Origin of the sequence: Pseudoalteromonas sp. PA2MD11, assembly GCF_017808125.1 — a bacterium.
Taxonomy (GTDB): domain Bacteria; phylum Pseudomonadota; class Gammaproteobacteria; order Enterobacterales; family Alteromonadaceae; genus Pseudoalteromonas; species Pseudoalteromonas simplex.
On sequence record NZ_JADKNF010000002.1, the window covers coordinates 133,180 to 149,702 of the forward strand.

Here is a 16,523-nt window from a genome sequence, read left to right on the forward strand (position 1 = left end):
ACCTCTTTGCACCAGTATGGGGTAAGTGGTTAAAGGGTGAGCGGTTTAAATGCTTGATTTGCACAAATTGGATGATAATGAGTCTGGAATAAAGGCGTTTGTTACTAAATTTTCTGCACAGCTTTGGTGCAAAGGAATGCGTAGGGTTTTTACCTTTTTAAATGTATAGACAAGCTTTAAAGCAATGCGAGCAAAGACTTTCTTTGCTCGCTTTTTAAACACCAATAAATTAACGCTATTTATTAATATAGTTTAGTGCTATCGCAAGTTGATTTAAGTGCGCAGTGAGTTTTTCTTGTGCTGCATGGGCTTCTTTAAGTGTAACAAACTTAAAGTGAAGGAAATCACCGGGTTTTAATTGTGCAAAGTGACGAAGATCGGCTTCGATCACGGTACCGAGCAATGGGTAACCACCCGTTGTTTGCGCATCGTTTAATAGCACTATGGGTTCACCATTTGGCGGAAGCTGAATACAGCCAGGAGCGACAGCCATTGATGGTAGCGAAACATCATGGCTGATATCACACTCATCACTTAATAGCCGTGTGCCCATGCGGTTACTATTAGGCGATACATGCCAAGAATGATTTATAAAGTTAACGATGGTGTCTTTTGGTAACAGTGCTGCATGTGGTGCGGCATGAATACGAATTTGTGTACTTTTAGGTGGTAGCATAGCGCCTAAGCCAATTTTGGTATTGTACCTTGGCGTTATATCAAAACTATCGCCAGCCTGTAATGCTTGACCGGTCAAGCCACCAAAACCTGCTAATATATCTGTTGAGTAAGAATCTAAAATTGGCTCAGGTAAATGCCACTCGCCGCCAATCGCAAGGTAACTTCTAAAACCATGACGCGCCGCATTAAACTTTAATACATCACCTTTTTTTATGTAAAAGCTCCAGCCTGGTTCAACAGCATTGCCATTCACTGTGGCTTTCATATCTGTGCCGTGCAGTGCAATGTAGTAATCGTTATCGAATTTAATTTCGGCCAGGCCCAAAGTGATTTCAATGACGGGGTTGTTGTCGTCGTTGCCGACTAAACGGTTTGTAATAACTTGAGCATAAGGGTCAATGCACCCTGATTGTCCAATGCCTAAATGGCGAGATCCTGTGCGGCCTTGATCTTGTATAGACATTTGCATACCAGGTTTGATGATAGTGATCATTTTAACACCTCCTGAATAACAAACTCTAAAGTATCACCGGGTTCGATAGCACAAGGCGAGGCTGCATTGATATCAAATAGACGAAAATCTGTATGACCAATAATTTGCCAGCCTCCAGGGGAGCTTTCAGGGTAAATACCGGTTTGATTGCCGCCAATAGCAACAGAACCTTTTGGAACAGAGAGTCTTGGTTCAGCATGTCGAGGTGTGAAAAGTTGTGGCTTTAAACCATCTAAATAAGCAAAACCGGGTTTAAAGCCTAAAAAAAGCACGTGGTATTTGGCACTGCTGTGCATTTGAGCAACATCATCAACAGACAGATTATGATGTTTAGCAACATGTGCTATATCGGGCCCATATTCACCACCATAACGAGTCGCAAGTTTATGATGACGTGAGTTAAAGTCAGTAGCTTTAAGTTCGTGCCATTGTTCAAGTAATCGTGGCAGCCAACTAGCAAGTTGAGCGGGCTCTTTCAGGTAAAGTGTTAAATTATTATTGGCAGGGACTACATCAACAAAGTCATCACTGCTTTGGCAATATTGTGCTAATGCCCATATTTTCTTTTGCGTAGTGAGTATGTCGCTTGGTGTTTCATAGGCATCAAAAAAGATGCTATGCGTAGTGAGCGCCATAATTTTAGGTGTACTTTTGGTCGTCGTCATTGCGTATCAATCTTATTATTATCCCTTAATGCTTATTAGCATATAGGCTGTTTGTTGATGATGTAAATGTGTCTTTAGTGTTAATTAGAAAAACTCAAGACAATCAAGTGGCTATAATAGTTTATAACCACTTGATAAAGTGCAGTGTCTAATTACTGTGCGTTATTTAGTAACCAATTAGACAGTAAACGTACGCCATAGCCTGTACCGCCTTCAGCTAGTTCATCTTTTGCTTTAGAGTTTAGCGCGTTACCTGCAATATCAATGTGAACCCAACGTGTGTCACCGGCAAAGTTTTGTAAGAAACTCGCTGCTGTAGTAGCACCTGGGCCATGTGAACCGATGTTTTTAAGATCAGCAATGTCTGACTTTAATGCATCTTCATAACCTAGAGGTAAACGCCATAGGTTTTCATTTACTTGCTTACCCGCAATAGTTAGTTGCTCAACAAGAGTATCATCATCAGAGAAAACCGCCGCGTATTCATTACCTACAGCACGAATTTTAGACCCGGTTAGGGTCGCAACATCAACCATAATACTTGGTTTGTATTTGTCACGGGCATACCACATTGCATCACTCAGTACTAAGCGACCTTCAGCATCTGTATTAACAATTTCAACACTTAAACCTTCGGCTGTTCTTACAACATCGCCAGGCGCAACAGCAAATTGCGATACCATATTGGCAGCCATGCCCATTACAGCAACAACGTTTGTGTCGGCTTTAGCCAGTGCCATTGCTTTAACAGTACCCAGTACTGCAGCTGCCCCTGCCATGTCTGATTTCATGCGGGCAATTGAAGCACCTGTTTTAAGGCTGTAGCCACCTGAATCAAAGGTAATACCTTTACCCACTAACGCGATAGGGGTGTTTTTATTACCTTGATAATGAGCAACCACTAAACGTGCACCTTCTTCGCTACCACGACCAACTGCTTCAAGTGCACCCATGCCAAGCTTTTTAATTTGCTTAGGTTCTAAAACTGTAATTTTAACACCTAACTTTTTAAGCTCTTTTGCCGCTTTAGCAAAATCAACCGGTGTCATTTCTGTTGCAACTTCAGACGTTAAGTCACGTGCTAAAAATACACCTTTTTCAATGCTTTGTAGTAATTTATGGGTTTTGACCGCTTGGTCTAAATTTTCAACATCTAATGTGTAGTTAACAACGTGGCTGTCTTGTTCTTTTTTGTATTGCTCAAAACGGTGGTCACGTAAATTTGCGCCGTGTGCAAATTCTGCTGCATATTTAGCATTGATTGCGCTGTCTTTAAGCTCTGAAAAATCAAGGCTAACATTTGCTTGTTTAGCCGACTGCAATTTAGCGTGAACGTTACCACCTAGTTTTGACATTTTTGCTGCATCTAGTTTTGGCTGCTCTCCTAAGCCAACAAGTAAGATGCGTTGATGGTCGCTACCGTTTGGTGCGATAACTTCTAAGGTTTTGCCATAACCTGCTTTAAAGTCGCTAAATTCAATGACTTTATTTAGGTGAGTTTGGGTTTCTGGCTTTAAATAATTAAAGTTAGCAACTTGGCTATCTGTATCTAAAAATAAAACTAGGGTGTTGTCGTTCGGTTTAATTGATTTTGCAAAAGTGAACTCTGCGGCATTCACTTGCGTAGCAAGTGTTAATCCTAATGCAATAGCAGATAAGCTGTGTGCAATTTTCATTTTTTAATATCCCAATGTTAAAAAGCTGTGTTTTACCGTAAATAAGGTTAAGAGTTAAATTGTTAGCGGTGAATCGCTGTTTGCATGCGTTTAAGTTGAAATTATTAATACCTATGCGCGGTCTGTCTTAAATACAGGCTTTTAAGAGGAAATTAGTATGACAATTAAGTCGATGTTACTGACACTATTCACTTGCAGTGCCATTTTTACCACCAGCCTAATTAAAGCTGAAACAATGCCAGATAACGCAACAGGGCATATTGAAACCATTGTGCTTGGTTCGGGTTGCTTTTGGGGAGCAGAAAAACGATACGAAGCACTTGATGGTGTATTGGATGCGGTATCTGGCTATGCTGATGGGCATGGGTTTAAAGCGACCTACAAGAACATAACACGTAGCTCGCGACGCTTTGATAAAAACAATTATGCAGAAGTTGTTAAAGTGACATACAACAGCAACGAGTTAACAACACAATCACTTTTAAAGCATTATTTTGAAAATCATGATCCAACTCAGCTAAATCGCCAAGGGAATGATATTGGTACTCAATATCGCTCAACTATTTTGGTAAGTAATAATGAGCAACTCGAGATTGCCAATAAACTTAAAGATGAATACCAAAGCAAATTAACCGCAGCAGGCTACGGCAAGATTGTGACTGTGATAAAACCCCTTGATGCATTTTATGCTGCTGAGGATTATCACCAAGACTATTTAAAGAAAAACCCGAATGGCTATTGTCCTGATCATTCAACGGGCGTTGTATTCACACCAGTAGAAAAACAGCAGGTTGATAACACAGCCTTATTGGCAGGCAAGCAAATTGTAGTGATAGATGCAAAAGGTTATTGCCCATACTGTGAAAAGTTTAAAAAAGAGGTCGCTAATGAGTACATGGGTTCGATACCTATGACTTTCCGTCATGCTGATCAACTTGATGGCTTAACGATTAAAACGCCGACTTGGGCAACACCCACGTTATTATTTATAGAAAATGGCGAAGAGGTTTATGGTCGCCAAGGTTATGTTAGTAAAGGTGAGTTTTACAAAGCCTTAGGTGCATTTAAGCTAGGTGACAGTGAAGCTTTTAGAGTGGCGTTTCATGCCCGAACTGATAGCCCATTTTGTAAGCAGTACGATATCTTTAAAAATACACCCGACGGTATTTTTATTGATAAGCTAAGTGGAGCGCCGCTTTTTGATACCCGAGATAGATTTAACTCAGGCACTGGCTGGCTTTCTTTTACACATCCAGTAAAAGACAGTGTAACTATGCATGAAGACAACAGTTATGGCATGCAGCGTATTGAGCTTAAATCAAAAAGCTCGGGTATTCATTTAGGTCATTTGTTCCCTGGTGAGGGGCCAAGAGGTAAAGACAGGTACTGCATTAATGCAACAGTGCTTGAGTTTGTGCCAAGAGATGAAACTTAAGAAGTTAGAACTTATTTATAGCCAGCTTTAAGAGCTGGCTTTTATATTCAAAGTTACCTCATAAAATTCTTTATTAACATAAAGTTTATATTTCATTTAATAACAATAAAATATTATTTTAAATATAGATTTCAATCATACCTTCTTATTTTTATAAGCTATTGACTAGTTAATTTAAACCATAAATTACCAGTTATATGAAAAGTCTGATCGTACCTTATATAAAAACAGTTTAAAATGCGGTATGAATACAATAGTTCATTTCATGGAGGGTAAATGAATAAACAGCAATTAAATGATATTTCGTTACAAAAAATTTGGATTGGTGAGCTTAAGGATATTGATTTTTTAGTTTACGGACACGAATTCACAGTATTTAACGACGTAGAGCACTTTTTTTCCGCTTTTGAAGCTCAATCTCATTTTCCACTTATTGTTTTTGCTGACAACATTGTAAACCAAGGCGAGGCGCTCAAGAAAATCCGTAAGCACGAACTGTTATGGCAAAGCTGTATTTTGGTAAATACGCCTTGTTATTTATCAGAAGCTCTTGCAAATGGTCTTTTTAATAAACAAAGTGATGATTTTTATAACTCCGTAATAACGCGCGCAACTAGTTTAAATCTAAGTCTTAATTTAGTCGACTCAGCTTTAACTAAGCTTTTGTCTTTTATGTGGATTTATAAAGGTAATAGCTTGTTACCTGTTCATGATTTAAGCATTAATAGTGTTTATTATTATCCGCTTTTAGAGTGTTTCGGGGTTAACACTAAAGATGCAATGTCATGGTTGTCGAGTATCCATAGAAGAAAACTCTTACAGACAGATAAGTTAATCGACCGTGTTCGCTACTGTAGACACTGCCAATCAGGGCACTTAAATTATGTTGATTCATGCCCAAGTTGTCAAAGTATTGATATTGCCAGCGTATCTAGTTTGCACTGTTTTAACTGTGGTCATGTAAATGGCGAATCTAAATTTAAAGAGGGTATCGGGCTAAGCTGTCCTAATTGCCATACAAAATTGAGACACATTGGCGTTGACTATGATCGCCCAATAGAAAACCTGAAATGTAACCAATGCCATACTAGCTTTGTAGATGCTGACGTTATTGCTAAATGCTTCCACTGTCAGACCAGTAATCAAGTTGATGAGTTAATAGTACAGAACATTCATAGTTACAACATATCAATGGAAGGTAAAAGTTTAATTAGACTTGGTGAGCGTTTTGACAATTTTAATTTAACCAGCACTGACTCTATTAACTATTCACATTTCGAATGGGTGGTTAAGTGGCAAAACCAACTTGCCGTAAGGCACCAGCAAACACACTCAATAGTTAAGATAGAGTTAAAAAACCTCGCGCAATTTATTGCAGAAAATGGTGAAGCACGTGCTATTCAATTAATAGACGAATTTGAGAGCAGAATTAACGAGAGTATCAGGACCACGGATATCTGCTGTTTAGCAGGAGAGCATACGTTACTTTTAATGTTACCTAATACAACAATTGAACATTTATCATTTGTTTATCAAAAATTAAAAGGGATTTCTTTACTCAATAAAAATAGCGATTTCTCACTTTCGATTAAAGGCATTCCACTTCCATCAAAAGAAATGCCAGATGAAATAGGTGTTTGGCTTGAGCAACAATTTGCAGCTCAGCAGGAGAGTGTTTTATGAGTACACTAAGCACTTTAATACATATTACTGAACAAATTATGTTTTATGTACAAAGTAATGTATTAGTTCTAGTAAAATTTATTCCTTTATACCTTATCTATGAGTTGCCGCTATTTTTAATAATCACGTTTGGCATAATTAAATGGACTAAAGAAAAGACACGTATAAACAATACTAAATTACTTTATTTACCAAAAGTTAGCTGTGTTATTACTTGTTATGCAGAAGGGGATGCAGTTAAAGAAACCATTCAGTCACTCGTTGAACAAACTTACCCAGGTAAAATTGAAATTATTGCTGTAATAGATGGTGCTGTTCAAAATAACCACACTTACCATGTAGCTAAAGAATGTAAGCAGTTATTTAAACGCGAAAATCGTGAGATTGTTTTATTGCCAAAATGGCAGCGGGGAGGGCGTGTTTCAACCTTAAACGCAGGCTTATCCTATGCTAAAGGTGAAATTATCGTCAATGTTGATGCGGATACTTCATTTGACAATGATATGATGGCAAATTTAGTCAGGTTATTTGAAGACCCTAATGTACCTGCTGTGGGAGGTGCTTTAAGAGTTCGTAATGTGAATAAATCTTTATGGACTAGAATGCAAGCAATCGAATACTTAATATCGATGCAGGGTGGTAAAACTGGCTTAGCCCAATGTAATTTAATTAACAACATTTCAGGTGCATTTGGTGCATTTAGACGTGATTTCTTAAAACAAATAGGAGGTTGGGATACTCATACTGCAGAAGATTTAGATCTAACAGTTCGTATCAAACAGTATTTTAAACGCTACCCTAATTTAAAAATACCTTACGCGACTGCGTCGATTGCACATACTGACGCACCTCAATCATTTAAAGAGCTTGTCTTGCAAAGATTACGTTGGGACGGGGACTTGCTGTTTTTGTATTTGCGTAAACATTGGCCAGCTTTTTCACCTAAGCTTTTAGGCTGGAAGAATTTTTTGTTTACACTTTTTTATGGTTACTTGCAAAACGTTATGTTGCCATTTGTCATTTTTGTGTATTTTGTTGGGGTTGCTATTATTTATCCTTGGCAATTCTCACTAGCATTAATATTTGTCATTTATGCCTTATACCTTCTAACTATCGGTTATTTTTATCTGTTAGTTTTAGTTAGTGTTTCAGAAAGGCCTAAGCAAGATTTCACACTATTCCTCTGGTTACCTCTCTATCCCATCTATGCATTTATAATGCGCCTAGTATGTTGCTTTGCGCTGGTTAATGAAGTATTCCGGCGGTCGCATGAAGAGTCTAGTATGGCACCTTGGTGGGTGCTTAAACGTGGTCAAAAATTTTAGATTAAGGGAATAATATGAAATTGCATTTTAATAGCACTACAAAGGTCAACAATCCGAACGAAGAAAAAGGAATTAAAGTTCCATATGCTGGAGCAAAAAGAACATCACATAAATTACGCTGGTATTTTTTAATTCTGATTGCATTGAGCCCTATTTGTATTGTCGCATGGATTTATTTAGTGCCACAACTTAAGGTTGAAGCTGTTGGTATCATTACAACTGAACCGCTTCTGATTAAAGCTCCAAGTAAAGGAACTATTGAATTTGTTGACGTTAACCTTGGTGATTCTGTGATGAAAGATGAAATATTGCTCACATTATATAACCCTGAATTGACAGGGCAGTATCAAGAAGTTGACCGACAAATATTAAATCTAACTCAACAACAGATACCATTTAGCAAAACAATTATGACGCAGCTAGAACAAAGAAAGCGAGTCGCAAAAGAAGGCGTTGAAAGGCAGCAAGAATTACTTAATACGTATAAAGATTATAAAAGCCGCGGAATAGTCCCCGTTTCTGATTTAGCAAGCGCAATAGCTGCTTTTAACAGTGCTCAATTAAGTTACGAACAGACAAAAGTTGATATTTTGCGTGAGAAAGAGCGGCAAGAAATGGAACGCTTGTATGGATTAAAGGGGCAACGCTATCAAGATCTTTCAATTGAATTTGCAAAGTTGTCTGCACTGCAACAAAACCTTGTTGTTAAAACTCCGTTTTCGGGAAATATTAACGATATCTTTGTGCAAGATGGTCAGTTTGTAGATCAAAACTCACCATTATTTTCAGTAGATACCGGCAGAGAACTAAGAGTTCATGCTTATCTTGCACCAAAATTTTTGGAGTATTCAAAAATAGGTCAAAAAGCGACTGTAAAACTTCCAAATGGTAAAAAATTTGATGCTGTAATTAATGAATATACAGAGCTTACAAGTAAGATACCCCCGCAGCTTTCAGGTCCATTCGAAGGCGAAAAAGCCGCTTTAAAACTTATTTTGCAAGTAGATATTCCAGCAGAATACCATATAGAAGGATTACCTGTAGAAATTCAATTTGATCGCATCACAATGAAGGGGATGTCAGATTTATTTGCCAAACATTAAATAAAAAAAGCCCGGTCAGAACACACAAGAACCGGGCTTTCGACAACAATTTGGTTGGGGGAACTGTTACAGCGCTAGGTTTTGTTTTGCGCGACTTAAGTTGTGATTAACAAGTTCATTTTTTGAAATTTGCACCGCTTCATAAAAGTCAGAAAGTGCAGCAGTATCTTTTTCAGACATGATGCGGGCAACACCTCGGTTACTAAGTGCAAACGAAGTTAATTCGCGGCGTTTGTAACCTGGTACCTTACTTGTACTTAGAAGAGAAATTGCTTGTGTACACAGGCTTTCCGCTTCTGAAAAATTCTTTTCTTTAACGCTTAATGCACAGCGGTTGAAGGCAGTTTCGTATTGGCTAGTTGCATTATCGTTCGTTTGAGCTTGCTCAATAACCATCAGTTTATAATCAGCTTGTTTGGCTACTGCCATCGCTGAGCAAGTTAATAAAGAGCTAAGTGCAATAGTGGTTACAAGTGTTTTTAACATGATAGTTTTCCTCTGAATAAGTTGGTGTTTCTTACCAACGAGTGAACTTTAAAATATTCCCATAAGCTAAACAAACGATTAAATTAAAACTGATAGATGAAGAAATTTAATCTATAGAGTAATTACTCAGGATTCGGAGTTTTACTGTGATGTAGAGGAGGTGAAGTTGTGTTATTCCTGTATTGAAAGTTACAAATTAGCTGAGTTGAGTGCTGATAAATTTAATGCTGTCTCTTATATAGAAATGTTATTTGGGTCCGTAAATTGTGGTTTAAAATATATTTAGGTCAAAGGGGCACAGTCTTAATGTTTGGACAGTAGCAATTGGTTAGTAACTTTGTTAAAACTAAACATCTTAAATAACAAGAGTTTATTGTGGTACGCAGACTAGCAATAAATTCATAATTATCATGATAAACCGTAAGAAGGAATACTGGTGCAAGGATATAGAATTAGCACAAATAAAACTGATCTCGATTTTGAAGTAATTTACGGTTTTATTTCAAAAAGCTACTGGGCGTCCGGAATACCAAAGCAGACGCTAGAAACGGCCATTTCAAACTCTTTTTGTTTTGGAGTCTATGACAGCTATGATTCTCAAGTAGGTTTTGCCCGCCTTATAACAGATAAAGCAACATTTGCATTTATTCATAGTAGAAAGCCATCGAGGTAAAGGTTTGAGCAAGTGGCTTGTTGAGAGCATAGTATCTCACCCCGAGCTTCAAGGTTTGAGACGTATGGTATTGGCAACAAAAGATGCGCATGGTTTGTACGCGCAATATGGTTTTCAACCAATTGATAATCCAGAGATGTTTATGCAAATTTGGAATCCAAATGTTTATCATGAGCTAGAGAAATAACGACAATTTAAAGGTTACATGGAATCAAATACTTTCAGTTTGTGGTGAACTTGCGTTTGATTGCAGTGTTGTCTTATACAGGCATTAGCAAATTTAAGGACAGAATTATGAAAACAGGACTCTCATCAATCGGGTTTTTAATTTTATCAAATGTATGCTTCGCTGACTGTAAAGTTGAGCTTGAAGAAAGGTTAAAAGACGATTTGAGCCTAACATACCAACAATTTGATCAGACGTACGATGCCGGTTTTAGATTGTTAGAAAAATCAGGTTGCCATGCTGAAGCTGCCATTCTGATAAAACGTTATATCTCTCATAATAACTCAAATGAAAGCTCATTAACTTGGCATTTAGCTCAAATGGAAGGGTTAGCGGGTGACTATCAACAAGCGGTTTTTCACGCTAAAAAAGTATTGCATCCCAATGAAAAGCTAAGTGGTTCAAAAATGTATTGGAATGACTTTGTACTAGGAAACATCGCTTTTTGGAATAAAGACAAAGCAAAACTAAAACAACACATAGCAAATATTGAAAAGGGGCAAAGCTTTAAACCTAACCAGATAAATCTGAACTACCTGAATCAGTTACTCAAAAACTTTGATTTAAGTTACAAACAGGCATTATCTGAAGCAAGTGGTGAATGAGTCTAAAATACAAGTAGGCTTATTGTATGGCAGCACTGCTTCATCGATTTTCCAAACCATACATTTTATTTAACTGAATAAAATGAATAACCGGAGACTCAAATGAACAAGGAAGTAAAAAACACATTTGATAAATACCCTGAAAATGCCAGAGCTAAGCTCTTCGAGATTCGAGAGCTAGTTTTTCAAATTGCTTCTGAATTGGGCCTAGGTGAAGTTGACGAGACACTAAAATGGGGAGAGCCTAGCTACAGTGTAAAAACAGGCAGCCCTTTTCGAATCGACTGGAAGTCAAAGTCACCTAACAATTACTATCTGTTTTTCAACTGCCAAATTAAATTGGTAGATACATTTCGTGAACTATATGGCGAAAAGCTTCATTTTCAAGGGAATAGAGCTAAAGTTCTTTGTTTATCAACATCGTTACCAAAAGTAATGATAAAGTCTTATTTGATGTTAGCTTTAACGTATAAGCAGCGAAAGGGGTTACCTCTTTTGGGGATGTGAAATTTCGGATCAGAAAGGTTTGAAGTGGAATATAGTCGATTTGCTTTAATATGGCCTAAGATTACAGTAAAACGGAGTCAATATTGCGCCTTAGTATTCAATCAAAATTATTAATTAGTGCAGGTGTTATTGCGTTTTTTTCTGCTATCTGGCACGTACTCTGTATATTTGGCGGGCCTAGTTGGTATGTTTTTGCTAGGGCTCCTCAACAAATTATTGAATCTTCAATACACGGAACTTTGCTTGCCCCCATTGGCACACTGATAGTAGCGAGCCTAATGTTTGCTTGTACTGTGTTTGGTTTTTCAGCGGCGGGCTTAATCCGAAAAGTTCCTTTTCTCAAACCTGCTTTAGTAACTATTGCGGGAATTTGTACTTTACGGGGTTTAATTGCTATTCCAACATTTATTACAACCTCAGGTTTAGATATTTGGCAAATAGTTGCAAGCGTTGTTTGGTTTTATGTTGGCGTTTGTTTTGTTTTGGGTTTTATAAAGCAATGTTGAATTTGAAAGCCTTCTATAAAACAAGCTATTTAAGTGTTGGGAGGCATTCAAAGTACCTAAACGACAAAACCCAGCCGAAGCTGGGTTTTGTGACAACACAATTCTGTGAGAACTTATAATGCTAAGTTCTTTTTCGCACGCGTTAAGTTGTGCTCTACTAACTCGTTACCTGAAATTTGTACTGCTTCGTAAAAGTCAGACAATGCAGCAGTGTCGTTTTCAGACATGATTCGAGCTACACCGCGGTTGCTTAATGCAAATGAGGTTAATTCACGACGTTTATAAGCAGGTACCTTGCTCTTGCTTAGTAAGCTGATTGCTTTAGAGCAAAGTGTTTCAGCTTCTGTAAAATTCTTTGCTTGAACACTTAATGCGCATTGGTTAAATGCTAGTTCGTATTGGCGGTTTGTTTCTACAGTTGCTTGTGTAGATTGGTCAATAACCATTAATTTGTAGTCACTTTGATCAGCCACTGCCATAGCTGAACAAGTTAATAATGAGCTAACTGCAACGCGTTTCATAAGTGTACTAAACATAATCATTTCCTCTATTTGAGTCGGTATCAATCGCCGACAAATGAACTTTAATTGAACACTGCAAATTCAACAAACGATAAAAAATGACCTAATAGATGAAGAAATTTAACCTATAGACTTTAGTCTAATGTAGTGAATTAGTTTTAAGCCGTCAGCCGTCAGCCGTCAGCCGTCAGCCGTCTGATCTGACTCCGATAAAGTAGACACGGTGTTTAAATAGCTAAAGTTTACGATAAAGAACTATAAAGGGGCAGAGTACGTAAATTAAACAAATAGTTGTTTATTAATGGCTAAATCGGTACTTTAAGGTGGTATATAGTTGTTAAATCGGTAAAAAATAAAAAAGACTATGAAGCTTAAACTTGCGTGTGTATTACTATGCCCATTCGTTGCCAATGCAGCTGAAGATAAAGTTGCTGTTTACCTTAATTTTGAACAGGCTTATTTGAGCAATGATGTATCTTTGTTTACGCCATTATTAAGTAAAAGCTATACGATTAGACAAACATTGCATATTCCAGGCATAGGTTCAGATACTGTGCCTGTTACTAAGGCTCAGTTACTTGAAGGCATGAAGCAAAATCCAAAGCCTAGTTCATTACCGCGTTCAAAAGCTGAATCAGTCAAAGTAGAAACAATTTCATCAAATCAATTCTGTGCAAAATCACAAACTCTCGATCAAGTCGTCGTGGCAGGTAAAAACTACGAAGAGAAGGAACTTAGAGAAGCGTGTTTTAAACAAGAAAATAACAGCTATGAAGCTATATCACATACCATTGATGTGTATTATCGAGAGCTTTGATAGAGATAGTTAATATTCTGAAGTTTCTTGTATCGAATAAACGTAGAAACTGATATAAATGGCTGATTAGGCCTATAATTGAGATAAGGAATTAAATATGAACAAACAGTTAGGTTTAATAGCTGGAGCATTGCTAGTATCAACGAGCTGTTTCGCAGCTGACAGTTTTCAAGTTGAAACATCTGTTTATAAAGCGAATGAGCTACTAGCATCGCCAGTAATGCTGGTGGAAGAAAAACAACCTGCGACCATCTCTATAGGTGAGGGGTTTAGCTATGAAGTTACAGTGATACCACAACAAAATAATACGGCAGCTGTAGAAACATCAATCACACTCGCTGGCAGCTATTTTACACCTTCTTTTGTTGTGGAATATGGTAAACAGGCTTCTTTTGAATTTGGTGAAAACAAAGTGAGTATTTTAGTAACCAAGTCGAAAAGTTAAATTAGCAATAAAAGACCCTCAACAAAATTGAGGGTCATTTATCTATTATTTTAGATGTTTGAAAGTATCAAGCATCCATTTTATAAATAGCTCTAATTGTGCATTAGTTTCACTAGGATCGTGTTGCACTAAGTAATATTTATCTTTCGTTTTTAACGGCATATCTGTGAAATTAAATAGCCATTGCTCATCAAACCAAGTTTGACTAATAGGCAAGGGGATTAGGGCAATACCCATACCCTGTTGCGCCGCACGTGCCACACCAAACATACTATCAACCTGAATAATTTGCTTTGGTGCAAAGTCTTCAACGCCAGCATGCTCTGCCCATTGGTGCCAAGCCCAAGGGCGTGCTTTATGAAGAATGAGTGGAACTTCATTTAAAGCCTGAAACGGGTTTTCTTGCCATGCTTGCCAGTTTTCTTTGTTGCAAGCTGGTGTGTACGAGAGTGAAAACAGCTCATGAACAACGCCTTCATGCGGTTTTGACGAAGACAATACAATCGACAAGTCACTTTGTTTAGTCAGCTCTTTACGCGTTTTTAAGGTATTAAGCTGTAAGTTTGTATTTGGATGATCGCTTGTCCATTCGCTTAGTTTTGGCATTAAAAGTTCACTAGCGAAAAACTCAGGTAGCGTAATACTAATAGTCACATTTTCTTGTAACTGACTAAACTCGTTGATGGTTTTTTCTAGCGCTTTAATAAGCGGCGATACAGAGTCATAAAAATTCTTGCCTGCAGCTGTCAGACGAATTGAACGGGTTTGACGTTCAAATAGTTCAATACCCAATTGTTCTTCTAATTGTTTGATCTGATGACTTACGGCAGACGGTGTAAGGTAAAGTTGGTTTGCTGCATCTTTAAAGCTAAGGGTGCGTGCAGCAAAACAAAATGAGCGTAGGCCACGAATAGGTGTTTGCATAGTTAATTTCAGTAAGTCTCAAAAGCGCTTGTTAGTTAATTAACTGCTAAGCAATTATTATCCCAAAATGTAAAAAAATAGAGAGTAAAGAATGAATATAGCTAACTCTTGCCATATTGTATAAAAAACAGCCTTGAATCGCTCGTTTAATCTATGTTTAGGCAAATGTTTAGCAAATAAGTGATCTTAGCAGTTTTAGCTATTTCGTCATAGTCTCAGTATTAGATACTGCCAATTCACTAAAGCAGGGCATTTTATACTATTTATGTGACAAGATGGTGCGGCGAAGGGCTGACTTTAGATAAAAAAAATCCCTCTTGCGAGGGATTTTGGGTAACTCAGCGCCATTGGCACTGGGAATGAGGTCGGTACATGGGATGTGAGTGGTCTAAAAAACCATCTCTGGAACATCACCTTCAACAAGCAATTTGCCTGCCGTTTTGCTAATTATTTCATCTACTGACACGCCTGGAGCGCGTTCGATTAGATGAAATGCGCCGTCTTTAACTTCTAGTACGGCTAAATCAGTTACGATTTTCTTTACACAGTTAACCCCAGTTAGCGGTAAAGTGCAACTTTCTAATAACTTAGAGTCGCCATGCTTGCTTGCATGAGTCATCGTAACAATAATATTCTTCGCGCCAGCAACGAGGTCCATCGCGCCACCCATGCCTTTAATTAGCTTTTTTGGGATCATCCACGATGCGATGTTACCGTTCTGGTCAACTTCAAATGCACCTAATACTGTTAAGTCTACATGACCACCCCGTATCATGGCAAAACTATCTGCACTATTAAATATTGCTGCACCTGTGGCTGCTGTCACGGTTTCTTTACCCGCGTTGATCATATCTGCATCAACTTGGTCTTTGGTTGGGTACGCACCCATACCTAATAAGCCATTTTCCGACTGCAGCATAACTTCAATACCTTCAGGTACATAGTTAGCAACCAGAGTAGGGATACCAATACCTAGGTTTACGTAATAGCCATCTTGTAGTTCTTGTGCAACACGCATTGCAACTTGTTCACGTGATAATGCCATTTTATTGCTCCTTAATCGCGAGTTGTTACACGTTCAATGCGTTTTTCAAAGTCACCTTTGATCACGCGATTAACATAAATACCTGGGGTATGAATTTGGCTTGGCTCAAGTTCACCTGGCTCAACAATCTCTTCTACTTCAGCAACGGTAATTTTACCTGCTGTCGCGGCCATCGGGTTGAAGTTCATTGCTGTATGGCGAAATACAAGGTTACCGTAGCGGTCGGCTTTCCATGCTTTAACAATAGCAAACTCGCCAGTAATTGATTCTTCTAAGATATACGGGCGACCATAAAACTCTTTGACTTCTTTGCCTTCAGCAACCGGTGTGCCATAACCTGTAGCTGTATAAAACGCAGGAATACCCGCACCACCGGCACGCATCTTCTCAGCGAGTGTACCTTGTGGTGTTAGAACAACATCAATTTCGCCATCGAGTAGTTGTTTTTCGAAAAGCGCATTTTCACCTACATAAGACGCGATGATTTTTTTAATTTGCTTATCGTGAAGTAAAATACCTAAGCCGAAATCATCAACACCGCAGTTGTTTGAAACAACGGTTAGATTTTTAGTCTGTTTACGCTTAATTTCACTGATAAGTCCCTCAGGAATACCACACAAGCCAAAGCCACCAGCGATAATAGTATCGCCATCTTTTAAACCTTCCATTGCAGCTTCATAACTTGAAACCACTTTATCGAAACCGGCCAT

At 38.1% G+C, this 16,523-nt stretch carries 17 protein-coding genes and 1 pseudogene; 10 read left to right on the top strand and 8 right to left on the bottom strand.

The window, feature by feature from the left end; all coding sequences use genetic code 11:
- Positions 1-235: 235 nt before the first annotated feature.
- From ISP07_RS03255 to ISP07_RS03265, 3 genes are all read right to left on the bottom strand, one after another.
- On the bottom strand, positions 236-1,171 hold the full coding sequence (locus ISP07_RS03255) for a biotin-dependent carboxyltransferase family protein (protein ID WP_054553781.1): 936 nt from the start codon (positions 1,169-1,171) through the stop codon (positions 236-238).
- Positions 1,168-1,836, bottom strand: a complete 669-nt coding sequence (pxpB, locus tag ISP07_RS03260) for a 5-oxoprolinase subunit PxpB (RefSeq protein WP_209326777.1) — start codon at positions 1,834-1,836, stop codon at positions 1,168-1,170. The genes ISP07_RS03255 and pxpB overlap by 4 nt, the downstream gene beginning before the upstream one ends.
- Before the next feature lie 152 nt (positions 1,837-1,988).
- Positions 1,989-3,512, bottom strand: coding sequence for a leucyl aminopeptidase (locus ISP07_RS03265; protein ID WP_209326778.1), 1,524 nt, complete (start codon positions 3,510-3,512; stop codon positions 1,989-1,991).
- 157 nt (positions 3,513-3,669) lie between these two features.
- Here ISP07_RS03265 and msrA point away from each other — a divergent pair, with 157 nt between their 5' ends.
- From msrA to ISP07_RS03285, 4 genes are all read left to right on the top strand, one after another.
- A complete protein-coding gene (msrA, locus tag ISP07_RS03270) occupies positions 3,670-4,947 on the top strand; it encodes a peptide-methionine (S)-S-oxide reductase MsrA (protein ID WP_209326779.1) in 1,278 nt (425 codons plus the stop codon).
- Between the two features lie 276 nt (positions 4,948-5,223).
- On the top strand, positions 5,224-6,630 hold the full coding sequence (locus ISP07_RS03275) for a hypothetical protein (RefSeq protein ID WP_209326780.1): 1,407 nt from the start codon (positions 5,224-5,226) through the stop codon (positions 6,628-6,630).
- A complete protein-coding gene (locus ISP07_RS03280; protein WP_209326781.1) occupies positions 6,627-7,955 on the top strand; it encodes a glycosyltransferase family 2 protein in 1,329 nt (442 codons plus the stop codon). The genes ISP07_RS03275 and ISP07_RS03280 overlap by 4 nt, the downstream gene beginning before the upstream one ends.
- 14 nt (positions 7,956-7,969) lie before the next feature.
- Complete coding sequence (locus ISP07_RS03285; RefSeq protein ID WP_209326782.1) at positions 7,970-9,058, top strand: HlyD family secretion protein; 1,089 nt, start codon at positions 7,970-7,972, stop codon at positions 9,056-9,058.
- Between the two features lie 66 nt (positions 9,059-9,124).
- On the opposite strand, the gene ISP07_RS03290 is transcribed toward ISP07_RS03285, so the two are convergent.
- Positions 9,125-9,544: a hypothetical protein gene (locus ISP07_RS03290; RefSeq protein ID WP_054553788.1), complete on the bottom strand. Its 420-nt coding sequence runs from the start codon at positions 9,542-9,544 to the stop codon at positions 9,125-9,127.
- Between the two features lie 436 nt (positions 9,545-9,980).
- Between ISP07_RS03290 and ISP07_RS03295 the strand changes: the two are divergent.
- From ISP07_RS03295 to ISP07_RS03310, 4 genes and pseudogenes are all read left to right on the top strand, one after another.
- Positions 9,981-10,404, top strand: a pseudogene (locus tag ISP07_RS03295) (GNAT family N-acetyltransferase).
- A 107-nt stretch (positions 10,405-10,511) separates the two neighbouring features.
- On the top strand, positions 10,512-11,048 hold the full coding sequence (locus ISP07_RS03300; protein WP_209326783.1) for a hypothetical protein: 537 nt from the start codon (positions 10,512-10,514) through the stop codon (positions 11,046-11,048).
- A gap of 102 nt (positions 11,049-11,150) precedes the next feature.
- Positions 11,151-11,555, top strand: coding sequence for a DUF1801 domain-containing protein (locus tag ISP07_RS03305; RefSeq protein ID WP_209326784.1), 405 nt, complete (start codon positions 11,151-11,153; stop codon positions 11,553-11,555).
- Between the two features lie 83 nt (positions 11,556-11,638).
- Positions 11,639-12,061, top strand: a complete 423-nt coding sequence (locus ISP07_RS03310) for a hypothetical protein (protein ID WP_209326785.1) — start codon at positions 11,639-11,641, stop codon at positions 12,059-12,061.
- 113 nt (positions 12,062-12,174) lie between these two features.
- Here ISP07_RS03310 and ISP07_RS03315 read toward each other — a convergent pair whose 3' ends face one another.
- Entirely contained in the window at positions 12,175-12,597 is a 423-nt protein-coding gene (locus ISP07_RS03315) for a hypothetical protein (protein ID WP_166340183.1), read from the bottom strand.
- Positions 12,598-12,946: 349 nt separating this feature from the next.
- Here ISP07_RS03315 and ISP07_RS03320 point away from each other — a divergent pair, with 349 nt between their 5' ends.
- A complete protein-coding gene (locus tag ISP07_RS03320) occupies positions 12,947-13,399 on the top strand; it encodes a hypothetical protein (protein WP_209326786.1) in 453 nt (150 codons plus the stop codon).
- A 97-nt stretch (positions 13,400-13,496) separates the two neighbouring features.
- Positions 13,497-13,844 (top strand): hypothetical protein, encoded by a 348-nt coding sequence (locus ISP07_RS03325; protein WP_209326787.1) that lies wholly within the window; start codon positions 13,497-13,499, stop codon positions 13,842-13,844.
- Positions 13,845-13,889: 45 nt separating this feature from the next.
- Here the strand turns inward: ISP07_RS03325 and ISP07_RS03330 are convergent, their stop codons facing one another.
- The 3 genes from ISP07_RS03330 to ISP07_RS03340 form a co-directional block, all read right to left on the bottom strand.
- A complete protein-coding gene (locus tag ISP07_RS03330; protein WP_138625467.1) occupies positions 13,890-14,768 on the bottom strand; it encodes a LysR family transcriptional regulator in 879 nt (292 codons plus the stop codon).
- 388 nt (positions 14,769-15,156) lie between these two features.
- Positions 15,157-15,813, bottom strand: a complete 657-nt coding sequence (locus tag ISP07_RS03335) for a 3-oxoacid CoA-transferase subunit B (protein WP_062564432.1) — start codon at positions 15,811-15,813, stop codon at positions 15,157-15,159.
- A gap of 11 nt (positions 15,814-15,824) precedes the next feature.
- Positions 15,825-16,523: a CoA transferase subunit A gene (locus ISP07_RS03340; protein ID WP_209326788.1), complete on the bottom strand. Its 699-nt coding sequence runs from the start codon at positions 16,521-16,523 to the stop codon at positions 15,825-15,827.

Bases quoted from the DNA above. Each gene is read 5' to 3' on its own strand.
- ISP07_RS03305 (WP_209326784.1), top strand. From the start codon at position 11,151: ATGAACAAGGAAGTAAAAAACACATTTGATAAATACCCTGAAAATGCC.
- ISP07_RS03330 (WP_138625467.1), bottom strand. From the start codon at position 14,768: ATGCAAACACCTATTCGTGGCCTACGCTCATTTTGTTTTGCTGCACGC.
- msrA (WP_209326779.1), top strand. From the start codon at position 3,670: ATGACAATTAAGTCGATGTTACTGACACTATTCACTTGCAGTGCCATT.
- ISP07_RS03315 (WP_166340183.1), bottom strand. From the start codon at position 12,597: ATGTTTAGTACACTTATGAAACGCGTTGCAGTTAGCTCATTATTAACT.
- ISP07_RS03300 (WP_209326783.1), top strand. From the start codon at position 10,512: ATGAAAACAGGACTCTCATCAATCGGGTTTTTAATTTTATCAAATGTA.
- ISP07_RS03275 (WP_209326780.1), top strand. From the start codon at position 5,224: ATGAATAAACAGCAATTAAATGATATTTCGTTACAAAAAATTTGGATT.
- ISP07_RS03325 (WP_209326787.1), top strand. From the start codon at position 13,497: ATGAACAAACAGTTAGGTTTAATAGCTGGAGCATTGCTAGTATCAACG.
- ISP07_RS03335 (WP_062564432.1), bottom strand. From the start codon at position 15,813: ATGGCATTATCACGTGAACAAGTTGCAATGCGTGTTGCACAAGAACTA.
- ISP07_RS03320 (WP_209326786.1), top strand. From the start codon at position 12,947: ATGAAGCTTAAACTTGCGTGTGTATTACTATGCCCATTCGTTGCCAAT.
- pxpB (WP_209326777.1), bottom strand. From the start codon at position 1,836: ATGACGACGACCAAAAGTACACCTAAAATTATGGCGCTCACTACGCAT.
- ISP07_RS03265 (WP_209326778.1), bottom strand. From the start codon at position 3,512: ATGAAAATTGCACACAGCTTATCTGCTATTGCATTAGGATTAACACTT.
- ISP07_RS03285 (WP_209326782.1), top strand. From the start codon at position 7,970: ATGAAATTGCATTTTAATAGCACTACAAAGGTCAACAATCCGAACGAA.
- ISP07_RS03290 (WP_054553788.1), bottom strand. From the start codon at position 9,544: ATGTTAAAAACACTTGTAACCACTATTGCACTTAGCTCTTTATTAACT.
- ISP07_RS03280 (WP_209326781.1), top strand. From the start codon at position 6,627: ATGAGTACACTAAGCACTTTAATACATATTACTGAACAAATTATGTTT.
- ISP07_RS03255 (WP_054553781.1), bottom strand. From the start codon at position 1,171: ATGATCACTATCATCAAACCTGGTATGCAAATGTCTATACAAGATCAA.
- ISP07_RS03340 (WP_209326788.1), bottom strand. From the start codon at position 16,523: ATGGCCGGTTTCGATAAAGTGGTTTCAAGTTATGAAGCTGCAATGGAA.